The sequence below is a fragment of the Candidatus Spongiihabitans sp. genome, from assembly GCF_965247905.1.
In the GTDB taxonomy this organism is placed as follows: Bacteria; Pseudomonadota; Gammaproteobacteria; order Arenicellales; family Poriferihabitantaceae; genus Spongiihabitans.
This window is the reverse complement of the sequence record NZ_OZ252047.1, coordinates 2210564-2228899: the sequence shown is the minus strand read 5'-3', so window position 1 is coordinate 2228899 and position 18336 is coordinate 2210564. Positions and strand designations below refer to the sequence as shown.

The 18336-nt window shown below is 51.9% G+C and carries 26 protein-coding genes; 11 read left to right on the top strand and 15 right to left on the bottom strand.

Annotated elements, in window-relative coordinates; all coding sequences use genetic code 11:
• Positions 1–17 precede the first annotated feature (17 nt).
• Positions 18–200 (top strand): hypothetical protein, encoded by a 183-nt coding sequence (locus ACP158_RS11585; RefSeq protein WP_424946279.1) that lies wholly within the window; start codon positions 18–20, stop codon positions 198–200.
• Here the strand turns inward: ACP158_RS11585 and ACP158_RS11580 are convergent.
• From ACP158_RS11580 to ACP158_RS11545, 8 genes are all read right to left on the bottom strand, one after another.
• Complete coding sequence (locus ACP158_RS11580; protein WP_424946278.1) at positions 159–389, bottom strand: hypothetical protein; 231 nt, start codon at positions 387–389, stop codon at positions 159–161. The two genes, ACP158_RS11585 and ACP158_RS11580, sit on opposite strands and share 42 nt — an antisense overlap.
• A gap of 91 nt (positions 390–480) precedes the next feature.
• Positions 481–717, bottom strand: a complete 237-nt coding sequence (locus ACP158_RS11575) for a sulfurtransferase TusA family protein (protein WP_424946277.1) — start codon at positions 715–717, stop codon at positions 481–483.
• Between the two features lie 86 nt (positions 718–803).
• A complete protein-coding gene (locus ACP158_RS11570; RefSeq protein WP_424946276.1) occupies positions 804–1247 on the bottom strand; it encodes a tetratricopeptide repeat protein in 444 nt (147 codons plus the stop codon).
• A gap of 43 nt (positions 1248–1290) precedes the next feature.
• Positions 1291–2538: an NrfD/PsrC family molybdoenzyme membrane anchor subunit gene (gene nrfD / locus ACP158_RS11565; RefSeq protein ID WP_424946275.1), complete on the bottom strand. Its 1248-nt coding sequence runs from the start codon at positions 2536–2538 to the stop codon at positions 1291–1293.
• 17 nt (positions 2539–2555) lie between these two features.
• Entirely contained in the window at positions 2556–3314 is a 759-nt protein-coding gene (gene dsrO / locus ACP158_RS11560; RefSeq protein ID WP_424946274.1) for a sulfate reduction electron transfer complex DsrMKJOP subunit DsrO, read from the bottom strand.
• 24 nt (positions 3315–3338) lie between these two features.
• Positions 3339–3776: a hypothetical protein gene (locus ACP158_RS11555; RefSeq protein ID WP_424946273.1), complete on the bottom strand. Its 438-nt coding sequence runs from the start codon at positions 3774–3776 to the stop codon at positions 3339–3341.
• 2 nt (positions 3777–3778) lie between these two features.
• Positions 3779–5281, bottom strand: a complete 1503-nt coding sequence (gene dsrK / locus ACP158_RS11550) for a sulfate reduction electron transfer complex DsrMKJOP subunit DsrK (protein WP_424946272.1) — start codon at positions 5279–5281, stop codon at positions 3779–3781.
• 10 nt (positions 5282–5291) lie between these two features.
• Positions 5292–6041: a respiratory nitrate reductase subunit gamma gene (locus ACP158_RS11545; protein ID WP_424946271.1), complete on the bottom strand. Its 750-nt coding sequence runs from the start codon at positions 6039–6041 to the stop codon at positions 5292–5294.
• Positions 6042–6145: 104 nt separating this feature from the next.
• Between ACP158_RS11545 and ACP158_RS11540 the strand changes: the two genes are divergently transcribed.
• A complete protein-coding gene (locus ACP158_RS11540) occupies positions 6146–6298 on the top strand; it encodes a hypothetical protein (RefSeq protein WP_424946270.1) in 153 nt (50 codons plus the stop codon).
• Positions 6299–6440: 142 nt separating this feature from the next.
• On the opposite strand, the gene ACP158_RS11535 is transcribed toward ACP158_RS11540, so the two are convergent.
• The 4 genes from ACP158_RS11535 to tusD are packed head-to-tail and all read right to left on the bottom strand — an operon-like array spanning position 6441 to position 7978.
• Positions 6441–6779, bottom strand: a complete 339-nt coding sequence (locus tag ACP158_RS11535) for a TusE/DsrC/DsvC family sulfur relay protein (protein ID WP_424946269.1) — start codon at positions 6777–6779, stop codon at positions 6441–6443.
• Between the two features lie 49 nt (positions 6780–6828).
• Complete coding sequence (tusB, locus tag ACP158_RS11530) at positions 6829–7131, bottom strand: sulfurtransferase complex subunit TusB (protein ID WP_424946268.1); 303 nt, start codon at positions 7129–7131, stop codon at positions 6829–6831.
• 2 nt (positions 7132–7133) lie between these two features.
• A complete protein-coding gene (gene tusC / locus ACP158_RS11525; RefSeq protein WP_424948459.1) occupies positions 7134–7571 on the bottom strand; it encodes a sulfurtransferase complex subunit TusC in 438 nt (145 codons plus the stop codon).
• Between the two features lie 14 nt (positions 7572–7585).
• Complete coding sequence (gene tusD, locus ACP158_RS11520) at positions 7586–7978, bottom strand: sulfurtransferase complex subunit TusD (protein ID WP_424948458.1); 393 nt, start codon at positions 7976–7978, stop codon at positions 7586–7588.
• A 180-nt stretch (positions 7979–8158) separates the two neighbouring features.
• On the opposite strand from tusD, the gene speB reads away from it, so the two are divergent.
• The 9 genes from speB to gpmI all read left to right on the top strand — a co-directional run bounded on the left by speB (position 8159) and on the right by gpmI (position 16199).
• Positions 8159–9115 carry an agmatinase gene (gene speB, locus ACP158_RS11515; protein ID WP_424946267.1) on the top strand — a complete coding sequence of 319 codons (957 nt, stop codon included), beginning with the start codon at positions 8159–8161 and terminating at the stop codon, positions 9113–9115.
• A gap of 184 nt (positions 9116–9299) precedes the next feature.
• A complete protein-coding gene (locus ACP158_RS11510; protein WP_424946266.1) occupies positions 9300–9545 on the top strand; it encodes a hypothetical protein in 246 nt (81 codons plus the stop codon).
• Between the two features lie 9 nt (positions 9546–9554).
• On the top strand, positions 9555–9986 hold the full coding sequence (locus ACP158_RS11505) for a type II toxin-antitoxin system MqsA family antitoxin (protein WP_424946265.1): 432 nt from the start codon (positions 9555–9557) through the stop codon (positions 9984–9986).
• A 233-nt stretch (positions 9987–10219) separates the two neighbouring features.
• Positions 10220–11059, top strand: coding sequence for a helix-turn-helix transcriptional regulator (locus ACP158_RS11500; protein ID WP_424946264.1), 840 nt, complete (start codon positions 10220–10222; stop codon positions 11057–11059).
• A gap of 13 nt (positions 11060–11072) precedes the next feature.
• Positions 11073–11864 (top strand): hypothetical protein, encoded by a 792-nt coding sequence (locus ACP158_RS11495; protein ID WP_424946263.1) that lies wholly within the window; start codon positions 11073–11075, stop codon positions 11862–11864.
• A gap of 31 nt (positions 11865–11895) precedes the next feature.
• Positions 11896–12534: a hypothetical protein gene (locus ACP158_RS11490; protein WP_424946262.1), complete on the top strand. Its 639-nt coding sequence runs from the start codon at positions 11896–11898 to the stop codon at positions 12532–12534.
• A gap of 59 nt (positions 12535–12593) precedes the next feature.
• Complete coding sequence (gene rph, locus ACP158_RS11485; protein WP_424948457.1) at positions 12594–13322, top strand: ribonuclease PH; 729 nt, start codon at positions 12594–12596, stop codon at positions 13320–13322.
• A 31-nt stretch (positions 13323–13353) separates the two neighbouring features.
• Positions 13354–13950, top strand: a complete 597-nt coding sequence (gene rdgB / locus ACP158_RS11480; RefSeq protein ID WP_424946261.1) for an RdgB/HAM1 family non-canonical purine NTP pyrophosphatase — start codon at positions 13354–13356, stop codon at positions 13948–13950.
• 38 nt (positions 13951–13988) lie between these two features.
• Entirely contained in the window at positions 13989–16199 is a 2211-nt protein-coding gene (gene gpmI / locus ACP158_RS11475) for a 2,3-bisphosphoglycerate-independent phosphoglycerate mutase (RefSeq protein ID WP_424946260.1), read from the top strand.
• A 50-nt stretch (positions 16200–16249) separates the two neighbouring features.
• On the opposite strand, the gene ACP158_RS11470 is transcribed toward gpmI, so the two are convergent.
• From ACP158_RS11470 to rnd, 3 genes are all read right to left on the bottom strand, one after another.
• Positions 16250–16705, bottom strand: a complete 456-nt coding sequence (locus ACP158_RS11470; protein WP_424946259.1) for a GatB/YqeY domain-containing protein — start codon at positions 16703–16705, stop codon at positions 16250–16252.
• A gap of 16 nt (positions 16706–16721) precedes the next feature.
• Positions 16722–16937: a 30S ribosomal protein S21 gene (gene rpsU / locus ACP158_RS11465; RefSeq protein WP_423906993.1), complete on the bottom strand. Its 216-nt coding sequence runs from the start codon at positions 16935–16937 to the stop codon at positions 16722–16724.
• 285 nt (positions 16938–17222) lie between these two features.
• Complete coding sequence (gene rnd / locus ACP158_RS11460; protein WP_424946258.1) at positions 17223–18329, bottom strand: ribonuclease D; 1107 nt, start codon at positions 18327–18329, stop codon at positions 17223–17225.
• Positions 18330–18336: the final 7 nt, after the last annotated feature.

The window sequence follows — 18336 nt, the reverse complement described above, 5'->3', positions numbered from 1 at the left end:
CCCGCCTGCCGGCGAGAATGACAAATAAGGGTCGTCATTGCCCGGCCCATATTATTATTGGCCGGGCAATCCAGTGGAATATGCTGTCCGGCGTAGCCGGACTCCTTTGCTTTGATGCCGCTCCGTTCGATGCGAGGATGACGACCGAGAGGGCGGCGCTAAAACACCGCTGGAAAGGAACACAACGGGCAATGAATTAGTGAACACATATGCTCGCATTGCCCGGCGATGCGTTGTCTGATTTGAGTATACAATCGGCTGGTCGCTGGGCCAGAGATGCCGGTGATTTTAGCGACTTTGCAAGCCTCGATATCAAGGCAAAACAGCCGTGGAATCGCCCTGAATTTATTCCCCGAAATTCGGCAACGAATGACATGCTTGTTTTTCATTTATAGAACAATTAGGTATGACCATTTCACTGTGCCTTAAAGTATCTTGAACCAACAAAAAAACAAAATCGCTAACCGCGTGGCCAACGCTTTAACCGGTTATTTTTTTCAATACAAATTGGAATTCGTTTTCTGATTGAGACGATTCCAGCAACTCGTTGCCGGTTTGATTCGCAAACGCTTCAAAATCTTTTACCGAGCCCGGGTCGGTCGCCAAGATCCGCAGCGTCTGGCCCGGCTCAAGTCCTGCCAACGCCTTCTTCGCCTTCAAAATCGGCAGCGGGCAGTTGAGCCCGCGCGCATCCAGTTCTCGATCAAAATCGCTCATCGCTCACCCCCTATCCAGTCATTATAAAATCACGCAAACAAATTGCACGCGCATCATCATCAACAAAATTCAGTTCAGCCGCAACACTATATTTCATTAGCTTTATCGGCGAAGCCGGCGCGCCGATACCATTGTCTGGCTTTTTCCCGGTCCACAGCAACGCCACGCCCTTCTTCATACATCATGGCCAATGTAGATTGCGAGCCCACCAGCCCCTGCTCTGCTGATCGGGTAAACCACTCAACCGCTTTGGTCGCGTCTTTGCCAATACATTCGCCCTCTAAATACATGAATCCCAAGCCATGTTGCGCGAGTCTCAGATCCTGTTTCGCAGCAGCTACCATACATTTAAACGCCAGCAGTTCGTTGACCACGACCCCCAGACCATGTTGATACATGATCGCCATTCGGTATTGTGCCTCGGCATCGCCGGCATCACTGAGCGGCGACAAAAGTGTCACTGCCAGGGTAAAATTTTTGGCCTCAAATGCAGCGATGCCGCTTTTTAAACTCATTGCTTCGCTGTTCATCCTACTTGTCTCGCTTCCAGAACTTGGGAAAACAGCGTCAAGGTTAGGTTTGATTGCCGGAAAGTTGATCTTCCGAAGGCAAAAACGGCAATACGCGCAACGCCAGAATCGTGAGCAGTAACGCAAACGCAATGCCGCCAAATCCTAACGCGAATTCAGGAAAACTGGGCGTGTAACTCGCAATCTCGCCATCAAAAAAACCGCTGGACACCTCCATGCCGGGGAACATCTCCAGCGGATAGGCCTGACCGCCGATGATGAGGACATAGAGTTGAGCAAATCCGCCGACGATGACCATTGCACTGGCGCTTACCAATCGCCGCATTGAAATTTCCGTTGAAATCTTCCCCGAAATTTTCGAGCGCCAGAACAACAGCAGCAAGGGCACAACGCTACCGATCAGCACCTGTCCGAACCAGAACATCGCCGGGTAAATGCCGCCGTCTATCAATATGAATTTTTCAAAGTCATGCAGTTCAGTGGCATACAATTTCGTTAAATGATAGAGCGCGGTAATAAATAAAACCGCGATAACAAAATTTCCGAGCAGAAGTCTTAATCGTGTCAACAACTCTATTTTTTGTTTCGCCATTTTTTGTTTAGAGTCGGCGTGTTGATGCAACCAGGCCAATATCAAAACAAAAAATGCGCTGCCAAAGCTCAGCGACATGGCAATAAACAAAGGCACCATAATTGCCATATCGTATGCCTGCCGCGCCACCAAAAACCCAAAAATGGCGCCGCTGCCGGCGGTCAGCAAAATACGCCAGGCGAATGCCGCGATACCTGCCGAGCGCACAAAGCGATGCATATGCTGCTCAAACATCATCCACAGATACACCACTGCAATCAATACGAAACCGGTGTATAAAAAAACATTCCAGGCAAAAACCGATTTGAAATTGTAGTGCGTCATTGCCACGATGAGACGCTCTGGACGACCGAGATCCAGCACTAAAATCAATACTCCGCCTAGCAACAATGTGATCGCCAATAGAGCGGATAATCGCGCCCAGGCTGTGTAAGCCTCGCCCTTGTAAACATCGCGCTCAAACACCGATGATAGCGACGCAATATTGAGCACGCCGGACGCGGTAACGATTAGAAAAATGGCGAAAATATGCGGCACGCCCCAAACCACCTGATTGCTCATGCCGGTAACCCAATGTCCTGCTTGATCCATGTATCGCGCAGACAACAGGCCATTAATGACCAACACCCCCAGCGCGATCAACAGCACTCGGTAACCGATGCTGCTGCTTGAGAACGTGGCATGTCTGAGTCGGGCCATAAGTCAAATACCTGCGGTCATATGCCGTGATACCGAACACCGGTATTCAAGTTCAGATCATCTCTGACCTGAGTGGTTGATTTTTCCCGCAGTTGCCGGGAGAGTTCACTGTCAGGATCGTTCATGTCGCCAAACAATAACGCTTGATGGCCGGGTTTTCCGCACGCTTCCACACAGGCTGGCTGTTCGCCTCGATCGACTCGATGCACACAAAAGTTGCAGGATTCGACCGTGCCTTTTCCTCTCGGCGTAGTCGGCACCTGGTCGGTCAGATTTTCGTGGACGAAGGAGCGCGCTTTATAAGGACAAGCCAGCATGCAATATCGGCAGCCAATACAGGTATGCTTATCGACTAACACGATGCCGTCTTCGCGCCGAAATGATGCGCCGGTAGGACACACATCAACGCAGGGCGCGGTCTCGCAATGCTGGCACATCATCGGCAATGAATACTGCTTGCCGGTTGTCTTGTCCTTGATATCGAGTACGCGAATGTACTGGGCGTCGGTTTCGGGTCGGCTGTTGTGATCGCCTTGGCCACGTAATCCATGTTCATTGTTACAGGCGTCAACACAATCTGTGCAACCGTCGGCGCATTTATTGACATCCACCAGCATTCCCCAACGCACTAAATGATCGGTTGCGCCCTCTTTGGCGGCATTGGCTTTGGAAGCGGCGACCGCGAGGTCAACCAGTTTTACCCCCGGCGCGAGGGTCAGTAATGCGGCGCCCGCGGCCGTCAGGACTTCGCGTCGGGATAGTTTTTTGTCGGTCATGTTTCGGTCATGTTAATGTTAAATTTAGTTCTGTTCATCGACGGCAGGATGCTTGAACACGGCGCGCTGGCGTGGCGTTGTCGCATGACATTCAAAACAATCCATGTTCACGCTGACAAACGAGTGACAGGACTGACAGAACTGGCCGGGCGCGTTAATCGGAATATACGCGCCGCGCGCATCCTTTTGGGTATGGCAGGACAGGCATCCGGTGAGACTATACGGCGTGGCGCGCTCGCCAAAATACACCGTGCGGTCGCGCTGATGAAATAACAGCGTCATATGATCGCGGCGCATCACTTCCACCGGCGCAACACACTGCTCCCCTTTAACCGCAGCCGGAAAATCGGGAACAACCCCGTCGCGATAATCAGCTGCCAGTGACATTCCAGCCAAGCACAAACCCAACAGCGCCGCAAATTTTAGCAACGTCAGTGTTTTGTCGGCGGCGGACCTGGTCATGGTTATTTCCGGCACTGCTCATTATCCATAATCAGCGCGTCGCCGACCAACTGATGAACGCTGATCACCATGTCCATGCCCATGCCATACATCGGCAGGACTTTGGTGAACTGGCTTTTGCAGATGGCGCAGATGGCCGCCATGTGGGTGACCCCATAGTCTTCGATCACCTGCTGCAACGCCTGAGCGCGTGGCATGGCGCCTTTGACTCTAAGCTCCAGCAAATCATCGGTCAGCAATCCACCGCCGCCACCGCAACAAAACGTGTTTTCGCGGATTGTGTCCGCAGCCATATCCACGAAGTTGTTGCTACACGCCTTAATAATCTCTCTCGGAATTGTGAACTGACCGCCGGGCGTGTTGCCCATCCGCGAACCGCGTGACACGTTACAGGAATCGTGGAAAGTGATGACTTTATCGCGGTGCACTTCGGGGTCGAATTTCAATGCGCCCTGCTGAATCAAATCGTAAGTCAGTTCGCAAATATGCTGCGGCACCGGATAGTCGGGGTCGAGAAAATCAAACGGCCCGATCAAACTGTTCCAAAAACTATAGGCGACGCGCCAGGCGTGGCCGCATTCGCCAACCACGATGCGTTGCACGCCGAGCGCCAGCGCCGCGTCTCGAATCCGCATCGCCACTTTTTGCATATGCTCGTATGAGCCGGTAAAAACGCCAAAGTTTGCGGCTTCGGAGGCGTAGGAACTCAAGGTCCAGTCAATGCCGGCGCGATGAAACACCTTGGCATAGCCGATCAGCCCATCGACATGCGGCTCGGTGAAAAAATCTGCGGACGGCGTCACCAGCAATACTTGCGCGCCTTTTCGATCAAGCGGCAGTTTCACGGCGACGCCGATTTGCTCTTGTATATCCTCTTCCAACCCCGCCAGCGTATCCGCGAGCGCCGCTTGCGGCAGTCCAAGATTGTTGCCAATCTTATGCACCTTGCCAATTATTTCGTTGCTGTATTTTTGACCGATGCCGATGTGGTCGAGGATTTCGCGCGCGGCCATGGTGATTTCGGCGGTGTCGATGCCGATGGGGCAGTAACCCGCGCAGCGACGGCATTCTGAACACTGATAAAAATATCGATACCAGTCGGCGATCACTTCCTCGGTCAAATCGACGGCGCCGACCAGCTTTGGGAAATACTTGCCGGCAAAGGTGAAATAGCGGCGATATACCGCGCGCAGTAAATCCTGGCGCGCCACCGGCATATTTTTCGGGTCGGCGGTGCCGAGATAATAATGACACTTATCGGTGCAGGCGCCGCACTTGACGCAGGTATCCATAAACACCCTGAGCGAGCGAAACTTGCCGAGCAGGTCGCGCATTTTGTCGATGGCTTTATCGTGCCAGTCCTCGACCAGTTCCCCGGGATAACCCAACTGCGCCTGATGTTCCGGCTTGGCGACAAACGGCTGGCAGTGCGCCATCGCATTATTAATAATGACCGGGATTTCCGGAAATTCTGTCAATGCGGGAACTTCAAACTCGACTTTCATGTTTGCATCGCTAACGCTTATCGGTACGCGAAGGCAACTCAGGATTCGCCCAAGGCGTAACATGACGATGCTCGCGCGGGTTGTCGACTTGGTTTAGGGTCGGGCTAAACACGATGCCGGGCGCATGCAACAATTTACTGATCGGAAAAATCAGCATCAGCACAATGACCAGGGATAGATGAATGAGCAGTATCGGGTCAGGCGGCAGTGGCTGCCAGTTGAACTTAATCAAACCCAGCATAAATGCCTTGAGCTGAACGATGTCGCTATGAAATACATGCTTGATTAACAATCCGCTGACGCCGATAGCGATGATCAAGAACAACATCAAAAAATCAGACGGCGAAGAGATATAACGAATTCGGTCCACTAAATACCGTCGGGCTAACAATCCCAGCAATCCAATGACCATGACCCAGCCCATATAAACACCGATGTTATTGACCACCGCCGCCAGCCACCACACCGGCTCGGTGAAATAGCGCAAGTGGCGCATCAAAACGATGAGCAAGCCGAAGTGGAACAGCCAGCCAAACAGCCAGGTCCATTTGCTGCCCTTGAATAAACTCTCGAACAAAACGATTTCGCGAAACAGCCGAGCGGCCACCCCGGCTTTGGTGGTGGGTGCCGGCGTGGTCGGTATTTTAAGCGGCGCCGGCGTGCGCGCGTATTGAATGATTTTGCGCGCCACCCCGAGCACCAGTACAGCGGTGGCAAGGTAAAACATGACCGCGAAGGTGATTGTGGTTGAAGTTGTCATTGCTGTATAAGCTCACTATTTCGCTGACAGTTTTTTCTCGTTTACCATTGTCTTCTCAAAAGGACTCTTTGCCTTCCGATGCACCATTATCTCCCAATCCGTCATTGCCCGGCCCATATTATTATTGGCCGGGCAATCCAGTTATTAAACCGTTCGGCGTAGCCGAACTCCTTATTTCGGCGGCGAAGTCGCCGGCTTTGTGTCCGACTGCGTCGGACTCTTTATTCAACTGGATTCCCGCCTGCCGGCGAGAATGACGGCCGAGAGGGCGGTGCTAAAACACCACTGGAAAGGAACACACCAAGGCAGTGAATTAGTGAACACATACAATTGCCGATCAAACCATTCCGAAGCCGCTAATCATCAATGGGTATGCTGTTCGCAGCCTGTGGGCGCCGCTTATACACAACCAGTCGGCTTGGGCAATCCAGCATATTTACAGGCCTGTTTAGCCGGGCCATATGGAAATAATTGATAAAGATACTTGCTGTTGCCCTTGTCTTTGCCCAGTTCTTTGCCGATAAATTTTGTCAACACGCGCACCGCCGGCGCGATTTGATATTTCTGGTAATAGGCGCGCAGAAAATTAATCACCTCCCAGTGATTCTCGTCCAAATCGCAATCATCAAGCTTGGCCATATAATCAGCGATCTCAGGACTCCAATCGGACAAGTTAGCGAGATAACCCTCTTCATCGGTGTCGTAAATACGACCGTTAAATTCGACAAACGCTGTCATTATGCAATCCTATCAGAAAAAATTAAGCGTGATAAATGATTGGCGGTGATTATAGCCAGGCTTGGACTTTGTCATTTTTCACCGCGAGATCGACAAACCCGGCGTATCCGACCATTTGAATGCCGTCGATGAGACGCGCCGGTTGCAGTCCGCGCGCCATCAGGTCTGGCTCAAGAACATAAATGTTGTGCCTTGATGCCGCCTGTTTGACGGTTTTTTCTAGCGCCGAATCTTTCAATGCCGCATAGACTGCGTCCTCGATCAGCAAAATATCGCTGCCCTTCTTGGCCAGTCGCAAACTGGTGCTGAAACTGTTTTTCTCGAACGGCGATTTGTTCACGGTATGCAGCATGGCTAGAAGTTCAGTAGCACATCCTGCTCGGCGATGAGGTCGGCGAGTTGTTCACTATCAACCACACGAACGGATGGTTTTTCACTGTAGTCGTCATCCTGATCTTCATAGGTTAACGGCATGAGATCATCGGCGCTCAAGCCACGCGCCTGCAAAGACTCTTTTTCCACATACAGACTGGTGATGCCGTAGTCGCTCAAGGCTTGGTAGGCCGGCGAAAAATTCTTCATGCCGGATTGCGATGTGTCCTGCCCGCGCTTAAGTTGGAACACGCCATCGTCGATGAACGCCATGCACACATCCTGATCAAACGCCGCGCCGACCAGGGCGACCTCAAGCCCCTCTTGGGCATAGTTGGAACCGTGCGGTGCGCGCCGATTGATATACATGAACTTCTTCACCGCACCCGCGCTGTCGGGGCTTGCGCCAGCGTGGTGCATTTCGTTCATCACGGCTAATCGCCGAAGGCAACCAGTCGGTCGGCGCGTATGCCGGCTTCAACCAGTTGCCCGAGTCCGGAAATACGAAAGCCGTCGGCGATGTTGTTGGCGTCCTTGCCGTGTCTTTTTTGCTCGTTGGCATCGACGATGCCGCGACGCTGCGCCGCCGCCACACACACCACCAAATCAAGATCGTGCTCCTTGGCCAGCGCCGACCAACGCGTGACAATGTCGCGATCATCCTGCGGCGGGGCGGTAAGTCGCGTGCCGTTGTTGACGCCGTCATGATAAAAAAACACGCGGAATATTTCATGCCCGGCCGCCAGCGCGGCGCGCGTGAAGTGATACGCCGTGTCGCTTGCCTGATGGGTGTAAGGTCCTTCGTTGATGACGATGCCGAATTTCATGTGCGCTGGTCGCGATAACTCGCCGACGCGCTCCACAAAAATGCAAGCGCAAGAGTTGTTTTTGTAAGCAGTTTCATGGTTGGGTTTTTGTAACAAGCCAAAGCAAGTGCGACTCAATATCGGGCTGCGTGATAATGCTATACTGCCCGGCACAAAACCGCAAGCGCGAGCATTTTTTTCATGAACGATAAAAAAACACCCCCTATTGAGCCGGTTAGCGGAACTGCAATACCCCGCTATGCCGGGCCGTCCACATTTTGCCGATTGCCCGAACTGCGCGATGTGCCCTATTGCGATGTCGCCATTTTGGGAATTCCATTCGACTCCGGCACCAGTTATCGGCCCGGTGCGCGCTTTGGGCCGCAGGCAATCCGTCAGGCCTCCCGGCATTTGCGCACTAATTTTCACCCGGCTTACGACGTCGAACCTTTCAAGACGCTGCAAGTCGCGGATGCCGGGGATGTTGGATGTAATCCATTTAATATTGATGAAGCCATTGCGCAAATCGAAACCGCGGCCACCGAATTATTCACGCGCGCGCCCTCCATCGTCAGCCTCGGCGGCGACCACACCATCGCGTTGCCATTATTGCGCGCTGTGAATAAACAGGTTGGCGCGGTAGCATTGGTGCATTTCGATGCGCATCTCGACACTTGGGACACTTATTTTGGCGCGCCTTATACCCACGGCACGCCATTCCGCCGGGCCGCGGAAGAAGGATTGTTTAATGATGATGCCTCGATACATGTGGGAATTCGTGGCCCCTTGTATAGTCGGGAAGATTTGCAACAGGACCGGGAACTTGGGTTCAAGGTCGTGCATTGCGATGAGGTGCAATCCCACGGCGTCGAGCATGTGGTTAAACGCATTCGGCAGCGGGTGGGGAACAATCCATTATATTTATCCATCGATATTGATGTGCTCGACCCAGCCCATGCGCCCGGCACCGGCACGCCGGAAATTGCCGGGCTGTCCAGCCGCGAACTGCTCAGCATCATTCGCGGATTGCAAGGACTGAACCTCATCGCCGCGGACATCGTCGAAGTCGCGCCCGCTTATGACCACGCCGAAATCACGGCATTGGCGGCAGCGACCATCGCCTTTGAGATGATGAATTTAATGGCGTGCCGGCGTTAAGCGCCATTTTCAGGGAAATCAGCCAGAACAAAACTAAACATTTTCGTCTTTTCCGTGTTGACATCGAATAGAAAATAACCATAATGGTTACTTCCAACCTGAAAAAACGCAAAACCGCCGAGTATTCGCTTGAACATTTACATCGTCTTGCAAGCCGCCGACAAATTCATTTTGCGACGAAACAGTGACCAACGACATCGAAAATCTTGGTTATTCGTTGCTGGATGTTTGTGAATGTTTGAAAAATTTAACTCCGGAAAACTATCGCGAATCCTGGATATATGACAAATTACTACCTTGTCATGATGTCTATCATTGCCAGTGGTCATCGAGAAAATCTTCGGCAACCGAGCCCGATGAGCTTTATATCAAACTCGGATTCGATGAAAAATGCACAACTATCCTTGTCGCCTCTTTCCACCTTCACTAGGAATTTACCATGAAACTTTTAACCACTGACTGCCCTGTTTGTTGGAAAGGAAAATTAACCGCGTCGACCTTCATCGGCAAATTCAAACCGCGAGATGGCGGCAAGCCATTTCAAGTCAAGGGCTTGGAATGTTGCCTTTGCGATTCGTGCGGTTGCGACCCCGTTTTGACCGACCAGATCATTCGCAACGAGATAAAAATCGCCGATGCAAAGCGCAGACGCATCGGGCTATTGACCAGCACGGAGATCAAGGATATTCGCAAGAAACTGAAACTCACGCAAAAACGCGCCGCCGAAATTTTTGGCGGCGGACCAAACGCGTTTTCAAAATACGAAAGAGGAGACGCCATGCAAAGCGAAGCGATGGATAAACTAATTCGCGTAGCGGCGAATCTCCCCGATGCTTTTTCGATGTTGGCGGAAGGCAATCGCGGTCGGTGAATTTTAAGATTTCCCGCCGCAGCAAAAGCATTCTGTCAATTTAGCACCATCCGCAATGTTTAGCCTTGCTGGCGGCAACATGCGGCGGATCTTGTTCAGCGAGCCCGCCTGTCAACAATAGAAACGCCGCTTTAGCCGTTAGCGAAAATCGGTGTTTTTGGCGACCCACTATGTCGCATAGATGGATTATCGTGTCCGAATACATGATTCCAAAGCGACAGCGGGAGACGACAATGACATCAAAATATCAAATCGGGCAAAGCAATATCTGCCAGTTTCCCGTTAGTTCCGCGGTCGGCGCGAGCGTTGCTGATGATGCAAAAGATGACGACGAAAAAGAGGCCAATGCAAAAGATAATGCTGAAAAAACAACCGCGACCCCGGTTCAACTTGCCAGAACGATAAACCCGGCGTGGACCGTTCATCGCTTGTTCGGCAAGCGTCATTGGGTGAGCGCATGGGTCCTTCGGTTATGCGCGAGCGAACCGCGCTTTCTGCTTCATCTTATCGATCAGCCGCCCGACTATGTGCATTTTGTTTGCTTGGTTCGGTTGGCGTTATCGAAACATTCAGTGGCTGACGAGAGTTTGAAATACGCGGCGGCGAAACATCACGTGTTGAATCCGCTCGGCATCGTGGTGCGCGGCGCAACCGTTTATCTGGTCGCAACCTCGTGGGATTATAACGACCCGCGGCATTACGCGCTGCATCGCATGAGCAATGCCGCCTTGTTGGACAAGCGCGCCAAGTCAATCGCCGGCTTCGACTTGGCACGTCATGTTGACGAGCAAAAGGAATTTTCCTATCCGGTGTTGGGCAAGAAAATAAAGTTGCGCGCCGTGTTTTCCAAAGCCGCCGCGCTGCATTTAACCGAATCGAAATTATCCGCCGACCAGAAAATCACCCGCAAAAAAGAGGGCGGCGTGTTGATCGAAGCGACCATAGCCGACACCGCGGAATTGCGCTGGTGGCTGCTCGGTTTTGGCAGCGCGGTCGAAGTGCTTGGCCCAAGTTCGTTGAGGAAAGAATTCGCGGCGCAGAGCGAAGAGATATATGATATCTATAAACATTGATTGAGGTGAAATGATGACAATAGCGGAAATACACGGAAAAATTAGTGGCAGCGGTAGCAATATATCCGACCGCCTTGAGGACTTGCTCACTTCGGATGTGTTCGGGCCGTTGCGCTATTTGCCGTCTTGTGAAGGGCTTTTGCCTGTCTTGTGCCAAGCGCAACTTTATAGTGGCAGCAGAAAAAAACTTGAAGTTAGTTTCGTGCGTGGCGAACCTGAAGTTTGCTTTTGGCCGCGGATGGAGTGCTCGGAACCGGATGTGCTTATAAAATACGACGATCATCTGTTGATGATTGAAGCCAAGTATTTGTCAGGGAAGTCCGGGAGTTACGACGAAGATGCCGATGAACCCACCACATCCGATCAATTGGCGAGGGAGTTTCAGGATTTGATGGAATACGAAGGCGACTTCAAAAAGCGATCGTTGATTTATCTTACCGCACATCGGACAATGCCAAAGGATGACCTGACAATAAGTTATAACCGAATTTGCAAAGAATACAAAAAGCGCTATCAAGAAAACACATATTGGCTGTCTTGGGTCGATGTTCGTAAAACAATCAAAAACTGCTGTGAAAAGAACAAAGACTTAGATCCACACAAAAAATTGATACTGGAAGATATTGAACGATTGCTACACAGAAAAGGAATGAGAGGATTTGAAGGATTTAGGGGGTTGGATATACAAAAAGTCGACCGCGTTTCCGGTGTGATTTTCTATGAGAGGGGTATGGGTTTTTCAGGATTAAAACTAAATGAAGTAAATATCGTTCCAGGGACAATTTTTTATCAACAAAACGCTTGAAATTTTTATTCACATTCAATGGGAGAAAAGCATGATGCCAAACAATCTAGACGCGACGAAAAATATTATAAACGCATTTAACAACGTTATTAAAATTTATGGAGAAACATCCTTTCTGCTGAGGAATTTCTCTGCTGAGTTAGCTGCACGTGGTTTTGAAAGTGTGATGCCCGGGAACGGCATCGGCACCGAAACATCAAAGAGTATAGAATACCCGAAAGAGTGGCCAATAAGATACGCCGCTTTGTTTTTCCAGCATAAAAAAGAACAAGATAACGGTCGTTGGCTTTGTGTTACGGTTAATTTCTTTCACCCGGAGTCTGGGGATGTGTTGCCACGCCTAATTTTAGGTGTTCTCGAAAACAAGAATGATAAGAGGCGAACTGCTTATGAATACGGGTGGCTAAAGCGGGTTTATTTCAATGAGGGAGAGGAGTTTACATATACAAACGAAGAAAAAATAAAGATCAACACACAAGACCACATGAATATGGATCTTATGGATCGCAAAGTGATTAACTTCTGCCCAAATCAGAAGGAGAAACCGGTGCCACTACAAGGCAGTTTTTTTGCCACGCCGCTTTTGTCGGTTAACAACGCTGAAGAGGTTAAGGGGTTAACAACTAAAATAGTAGGTTATTGGGGAACTAAATACGGACCAGTAAAATAGCGTTCGGCTTGGGGTAATGTATAATTCGCTCCCCTGTACTAAAAAAATCGCCTGCAAAAATTAACATGACCCGCCCGAGCAATCGTACGCCGGACGAGATGCGTCCGGTCAGCATTATCCGCCATTACACCAAGCATGCCGAGGGCTCGGTTTTGATTTGCTTTGGCGACACGCGCGTGCTTTGCAACGCCAGCGTTGAGGATCGGCTGCCGCATTTCTTGCGCAACGCCAAACAAGGCTGGGTCACCGCCGAATACAGCATGCTGCCGCGTTCAACCAATGAGCGCATGCCGCGGGAAGCGACTCGCGGCCGGCAATCCGGGCGCACCCTGGAGATTCAAAGATTAATCGGCCGCTCTCTGCGCGCCGCGGTCGACGCCAAAGCGCTGGGCGAGCGCACCATAACCATCGACTGCGATGTGCTGCAAGCCGACGGCGGCACGCGCACGGCCGCGATAACCGGCGCTTATGTGGCATTGGTTGACGCGGTGAACACGTTGATCGCCGCCGGCAAGATCAAAAAAAATCCGATTCATCGCGCGGTCTCGTCGGTGTCGGTCGGCGTCTACAACGGCCAAGTGGTGACGGATTTGGATTATATTGAAGACAGCCATGCCGAGACCGACATGAATGTGGTGATGGATGATGCTGGCGGGTATATCGAAATCCAGGGCACCGCCGAACGAGCGCCGTTCTCGCGGGAGGCGATGGATGAAATGCTGGATCATGCCCAGCAAGCGTGCCGGTCTTTGTTCGAAATACAACGCTCAAGTTTGGCGCGCGATTGATTCGGTTTTTGCGGGCTATTTTTATTTGACCATGAAGATTGTTCTGGCCACGAGCAATCCGGGCAAACTCAAGGAACTCCAAACACTGCTGCGCGATTCGGATCACGAAATAACTTCGCAGCGCGATTATGGCGTGGGTGATGGCGTGGGCGATGCGGATGAAACCGGCATTAGTTTCGTCGAAAACGCATTAATCAAGGCGCGCCATGCCAGCCGTCACACCGGCCTGGCGGCAATCGCCGATGATTCGGGGCTTGAGGTCGATTATTTAGGGGGAAGGCCGGGGGTCCATTCGGCGCGTTATGCCGGCGAAAACGCCACGCCTCAGGACAATATCGACAAACTATTGGCCGCGCTCGATGGCGTGGCCGCGCAATTTCGCGGCGCGCGTTTCCATTGCGTCATCGCCATGGTGCAGGACGCGCACGACCCCGCGCCCGCCATTTTCCATGGCTGCTGGGACGGGCGCATTGCCGAAGCGCCGGCCGGCAACAATGGATTTGGATATGATTCGGTTTTTTATATTCCCGATTTAGGCTGCACCGCAGCCGAGCTTTCCGCATCGGTTAAAAACAAACATAGCCATCGCGGAAAAGCGCTTCGGCAGTTGCGTCAGCAGTTGATATAATAATGACAAATTATTTTTTCTGAAATAAACCTACCCTGATGCATCTGCAAAAACTGGTCACGTTCAAGGGACGAAAGGGCGCATTGCTGCTGGTGGTTGCCGACGGCGTGGGTCTGGCTGAGCCAGGGCCCGCCAATGCGCTTTCCCTGGCCAACACGCCGGTGATTGATGCGTTATTGAAATCCAGGCTCAGCACCCAACTGCATGCCCACGGCACGCATGTCGGCTTGCCTTCGGATGCCGACATGGGCAACAGCGAGGTTGGCCACAACACGCTGGGCGGCGGCCGTATTTTTGCTCAGGGCGCGAAACTGGTGAATGCGGCATTTGAGTCCGGGCGCATTTACGAAAGCGCGTGCTGGCAGGAAATCGAGTCGCGCGGCAAGCGCGGCAAAACCATCCACTTCCTCGGACTGCTGTCCGACGGCAATGTGCATTCCCACATCGACCATTTATTGCAGTTGGTGAGGAGATGCCAACAATCGGCCATCGCTTCGGTGTGCGTGCACGCCTTGCTGGACGGCCGCGATGTCGATCCAAGGTCGGCGCCAAAATATCTCGGGCAACTTCAGGACGCCCTGGATGACGTGAATGCATCGGGAGATTTTAATTATCGCATCGCCTCCGGCGGCGGCCGCATGGCCATCACCATGGATCGCTACCAAGCGGATTGGGGCATGGTGAAACTCGGATTTGACGCCCATGTTTTAGGCAAGGTCGCGGGCATCGGCCGCGAAGTCGCCGGCGTAGCGGACGAAGTGAGTCGGCAATACGCCGCCGACCCGAATCTTTCCGACCAGTATATCGCGCCTTTCGTGGTGGTCGACGACCGGGGCGCGGTCGGGAAAATGGCGTCGGGCGATGGCGTGGTCTTGTTCAATTTTCGTGGCGACCGCGCCATTGAAATTTCCCAGGCCATGGAAGACATGGAAGACGCGGAATTTTCCAAATTCAACCGCGGCGATTGCCCGCAAGTCTATTTTTGCGGGATGCTGCAATACGATGGCGATCTCAAAGTGCCTAAAAACTATTTGGTCGATCCGCCGCTGATTGAGCGCACCATGGTGGAATTCATGTGCGCCGAAGGCATGCGCACTTTTGCCGTGAGCGAGACGCAAAAATTCGGTCATGTCACCTATTTCTGGAATGGAAACAAATCCGGCTACATCGACCAATCCCTTGAAACCTATATCGAGATTCCATCGGATAATTGCGAGTTCAACCAGGCGCCGGCAATGAAAGCGGCGGAAATCACCGACGCCACCATAGAATTGATCGACTCCGGAAAATACAAATTCGGCAGAATCAATTTCGCCAACGGCGACATGGTCGGGCATACCGGCGATATTCCGGCCACGGTGCAGGCGCTGGAATGTGTCGATAAATGCCTTGGGCGATTGGTCGAATGCGTGAACAGAAACAACGGCATATTGATCTTCACCGCGGACCACGGCAATGCCGATGAAATGTTCGTCGAAAAGGGCGGTGAACGAATCACAAGAACATCTCATTCGCTAAATCCGGTGCCGTTTGCCATTGTTGATAGTGCCGTTGATAGCGCAGTTGATAGCGCAGTTGATAGCGCAGTTGATAGCGCGGGCGATGACGCCTATCAACTCCGCGGCGACCTTGAGGGCGGGCTTGCTAATGTGGCCGCCACGGTTTTCAACTTGCTCGGTTATCGCGCACCGGAAGATTATCAGCCTTCATTAATCGCCTTCGCCAACGAGCCTAATCGACGAGCAATTTATCGCGGCAGCGTGATCGATCTTGGGCTGGAGACATCAAAATTACCCAATGATGAAATCATGGCAATAGAAGTTGTTCGACACCCCGGCGGTGCGGTGGTTGTGGCGATGGATGACAAAAACAACCTTTGCATAATCAAGCAGTATCGCCAGGTCGTGAATGATTGGATGTGGGAGTTTCCGGCCGGCATCATCGAAATTCATGAGCCCGCAGAACAAACCGCGCGCCGCGAACTCAAAGAGGAAACCGGATTCAGCGCCAGACAATGGCACGCTTTGGGCTCAATCCTGACCACGCCCGGCTTTTGCGACGAACGGCTGCATATATTCCTCGCCACCGACCTGGCCGAAGGCGAAGCCGCCCGCGAAGCTCACGAATTTATGGAAACGCATTGGCTGTCCATAAACAAAATCAAGGCAATGGTCGATGCCGGCGAAATGGATGACGCAAAGAGCATCGCCGCGCTTTACAAAGTGCAGGAGTATTTGTCGCGCATTTAAGCCGCGCTGAATGTCGGTCGCGGTAATGGGAAACACTCAGGCAAGCAGGCTCAGGCAAGCAGGGATTTTATCTTGGCGCTGACCGCTGCCATTTCCACGCGGCCTTGGGCTTTTAATTTAACCAGCCCGATCACTTTGCCCAGGTCTTTCATGGTGGTGGCGCCAGATTGTTGAATCGCCTCCTGAATCAAGCGGTCGATTTCGTGATCGGATAACGGCCCAGATAAGTAGTCTGGCAAGTAAGTTTCCAATATGGCAATATTGGCTCTTTCCTTGTCCGCGAGGTCTTCCCGGTTGCCTTTTGTAAATTGCTCGGCAGCATCGGTACACTGCTTGACCATTTTTTGGATTATTTGTAGCACGCCTTGGTCATCAAGCTGAATTTGCTCATCCAACTCTTTGCGTTGAATCGCCGCTCGCAGCAGTCTGATGGTTTCGAGTCGGACGACCTGCCGGTCCCGCATGGCCGCTTGCATGTCAGCCAGCAAGCTTTCCTTTAGACTCATCGGCGGTGAGACGCCCCTAATAAAGACGTTTGTACCGGGCTCTTTGACGAGATACCCGTTTCATTTCCCGTCGAACCGCAGCATCACCATCTCTTTTGCGGATGGTGGTCGGTTTTTCGTAGCACTGGCGACGGCGGGATTCGGTAAAAACCCCTGCGCGTTCGCAGGCCCGGCGAAATCGTCTTAAAATGACATCAAACGGCTCGTTTTGTCGAACTTGTACGGATGGCATATCAGTTCCTGGCTGGCTAAAAGGGGCGTGATTGTACTGCATTTTTCAGTCAGTTTCATAAGGATTTTCGGAAATTTCCGATTTTTGGACATTCCTGCCGACTGGTGCAACTCAGACATACTGCGATTTGCGGCCGCGGATTACGCGGAACGCTCCGCCGGGAGCATGAAAGAACAGGCAGCTTGATTGTGTTGCCGCCAAAATCGCCTAAGCGGGAAGATTAAATCCGGCAACCGAAGAGCCCGTGTTCATGCAATCTGAGCGCTCATGCAAACACTCGGGCAATCAGGCAAACTCAGCCAATATCCGTTTCCCAATAAACTCATAACGCCACCCTTCCAGCAATGGAATATTTGTTTTTCCCGCAATCAATGCTTCGATATCATTTCGGTTGGCCAGCATCGACTCGCTTATATTGGCTTGCTCGGCGACGCTTTTTAGTTCATTCATAATTGCCTTGACCCGCTTTTTTTGCTGTTTGTCCAACGCCGCATAGTTTTCCCAAATCGGGCTGGCGCCATCATTCGCGCATGCATTAGATTTTGGCGCATTGGATTTAAGGACATTCAGAATGGCGGCTCCGGAATTCCTGACCACCCCGGCATTAACCGATTCAATCCCGGACAGCAGCACCAGACTGGCGGGTTGACGGATACATATTTCTGTCAATGCCCGAGTGGATAAAATCCATTCTCGCGGTCGATTTCTTTGCTGGGCTTTGCGCTCGCGCCAAATCGATAGCGCCTTCGCGCTTGGTTGGTGCCGGATTGGAATTTTCGCCGCACCTTTTAGACGTTTCCACGCATCTTTCGGGTTGATGCGGTAATCCCTTGATTTTAAGACTTTCTCGCATTCATCGTGATGCCAAGCCTGGCGCCCGAGTTCAGCCAGCCGACGGTCAAGAGACTCTTGCATCCGGTCGAGATAATTCACGTCATCAACTGCGTATTGCAGTTGCGCCGGCGACAACGGCCGCGCCGACCAATCGGTGCGCGTATGCGACTTCTCCAACCTGACCCGGCAAATTGATTCCACCAACGCCGCATAACTGACCTGTTCGCCGTATCCGCAAAATGCCGCCGCGATCTGGGTGTCATACAAATTGCAAATCGGATCATCGAGACGCTGAGCCAACGCCTCCAGATCCTGACGGCAGGCGTGGATAATTTTAATACTGTTTTTATCGGCCAAGACTTCTTGCAGCGGAATGAGATCTTCGATGGCTAACACGTCAATGCAAAAACTTTCTGATTCGGTGCGCATCTGAATCAGGCACAGCAAAGGATAATAGGTTTTTTCCCTTAGGAACTCGGTATCCACCCCGATCCACTTTGATTTTTTCGCGGCGCGAACACATTCATTCAGCGCTTGGCGATCCGAGATTAGTTTCATTTTTGCC

What these genes read in the sequence shown, in the direction of transcription:
- tusD (WP_424948458.1), bottom strand. Translation starts at nt 7,978, where the DNA reads ATGAAATTCGGCATCGTCATCAACGAAGGACCTTACACCCATCAGGCA.
- ACP158_RS11495 (WP_424946263.1), top strand. Translation starts at nt 11,073, where the DNA reads ATGACAATAGCGGAAATACACGGAAAAATTAGTGGCAGCGGTAGCAAT.
- ACP158_RS11580 (WP_424946278.1), bottom strand. Translation starts at nt 389, where the DNA reads ATGAAAAACAAGCATGTCATTCGTTGCCGAATTTCGGGGAATAAATTC.
- dsrK (WP_424946272.1), bottom strand. Translation starts at nt 5,281, where the DNA reads ATGAAAGTCGAGTTTGAAGTTCCCGCATTGACAGAATTTCCGGAAATC.
- gpmI (WP_424946260.1), top strand. Translation starts at nt 13,989, where the DNA reads ATGCATCTGCAAAAACTGGTCACGTTCAAGGGACGAAAGGGCGCATTG.
- tusC (WP_424948459.1), bottom strand. Translation starts at nt 7,571, where the DNA reads ATGCACCACGCTGGCGCAAGCCCCGACAGCGCGGGTGCGGTGAAGAAG.
- ACP158_RS11500 (WP_424946264.1), top strand. Translation starts at nt 10,220, where the DNA reads ATGACATCAAAATATCAAATCGGGCAAAGCAATATCTGCCAGTTTCCC.
- rdgB (WP_424946261.1), top strand. Translation starts at nt 13,354, where the DNA reads ATGAAGATTGTTCTGGCCACGAGCAATCCGGGCAAACTCAAGGAACTC.
- speB (WP_424946267.1), top strand. Translation starts at nt 8,159, where the DNA reads ATGAACGATAAAAAAACACCCCCTATTGAGCCGGTTAGCGGAACTGCA.
- ACP158_RS11470 (WP_424946259.1), bottom strand. Translation starts at nt 16,705, where the DNA reads ATGAGTCTAAAGGAAAGCTTGCTGGCTGACATGCAAGCGGCCATGCGG.
- rpsU (WP_423906993.1), bottom strand. Translation starts at nt 16,937, where the DNA reads ATGCCATCCGTACAAGTTCGACAAAACGAGCCGTTTGATGTCATTTTA.
- dsrO (WP_424946274.1), bottom strand. Translation starts at nt 3,314, where the DNA reads ATGACCGACAAAAAACTATCCCGACGCGAAGTCCTGACGGCCGCGGGC.
- rnd (WP_424946258.1), bottom strand. Translation starts at nt 18,329, where the DNA reads ATGAAACTAATCTCGGATCGCCAAGCGCTGAATGAATGTGTTCGCGCC.
- nrfD (WP_424946275.1), bottom strand. Translation starts at nt 2,538, where the DNA reads ATGGCCCGACTCAGACATGCCACGTTCTCAAGCAGCAGCATCGGTTAC.
- ACP158_RS11490 (WP_424946262.1), top strand. Translation starts at nt 11,896, where the DNA reads ATGATGCCAAACAATCTAGACGCGACGAAAAATATTATAAACGCATTT.
- tusB (WP_424946268.1), bottom strand. Translation starts at nt 7,131, where the DNA reads ATGCTGCATACCGTGAACAAATCGCCGTTCGAGAAAAACAGTTTCAGC.
- ACP158_RS11570 (WP_424946276.1), bottom strand. Translation starts at nt 1,247, where the DNA reads ATGAACAGCGAAGCAATGAGTTTAAAAAGCGGCATCGCTGCATTTGAG.
- ACP158_RS11545 (WP_424946271.1), bottom strand. Translation starts at nt 6,041, where the DNA reads ATGACAACTTCAACCACAATCACCTTCGCGGTCATGTTTTACCTTGCC.
- ACP158_RS11555 (WP_424946273.1), bottom strand. Translation starts at nt 3,776, where the DNA reads ATGACCAGGTCCGCCGCCGACAAAACACTGACGTTGCTAAAATTTGCG.
- ACP158_RS11505 (WP_424946265.1), top strand. Translation starts at nt 9,555, where the DNA reads ATGAAACTTTTAACCACTGACTGCCCTGTTTGTTGGAAAGGAAAATTA.
- ACP158_RS11575 (WP_424946277.1), bottom strand. Translation starts at nt 717, where the DNA reads ATGAGCGATTTTGATCGAGAACTGGATGCGCGCGGGCTCAACTGCCCG.
- ACP158_RS11535 (WP_424946269.1), bottom strand. Translation starts at nt 6,779, where the DNA reads ATGACAGCGTTTGTCGAATTTAACGGTCGTATTTACGACACCGATGAA.
- ACP158_RS11585 (WP_424946279.1), top strand. Translation starts at nt 18, where the DNA reads ATGACAAATAAGGGTCGTCATTGCCCGGCCCATATTATTATTGGCCGG.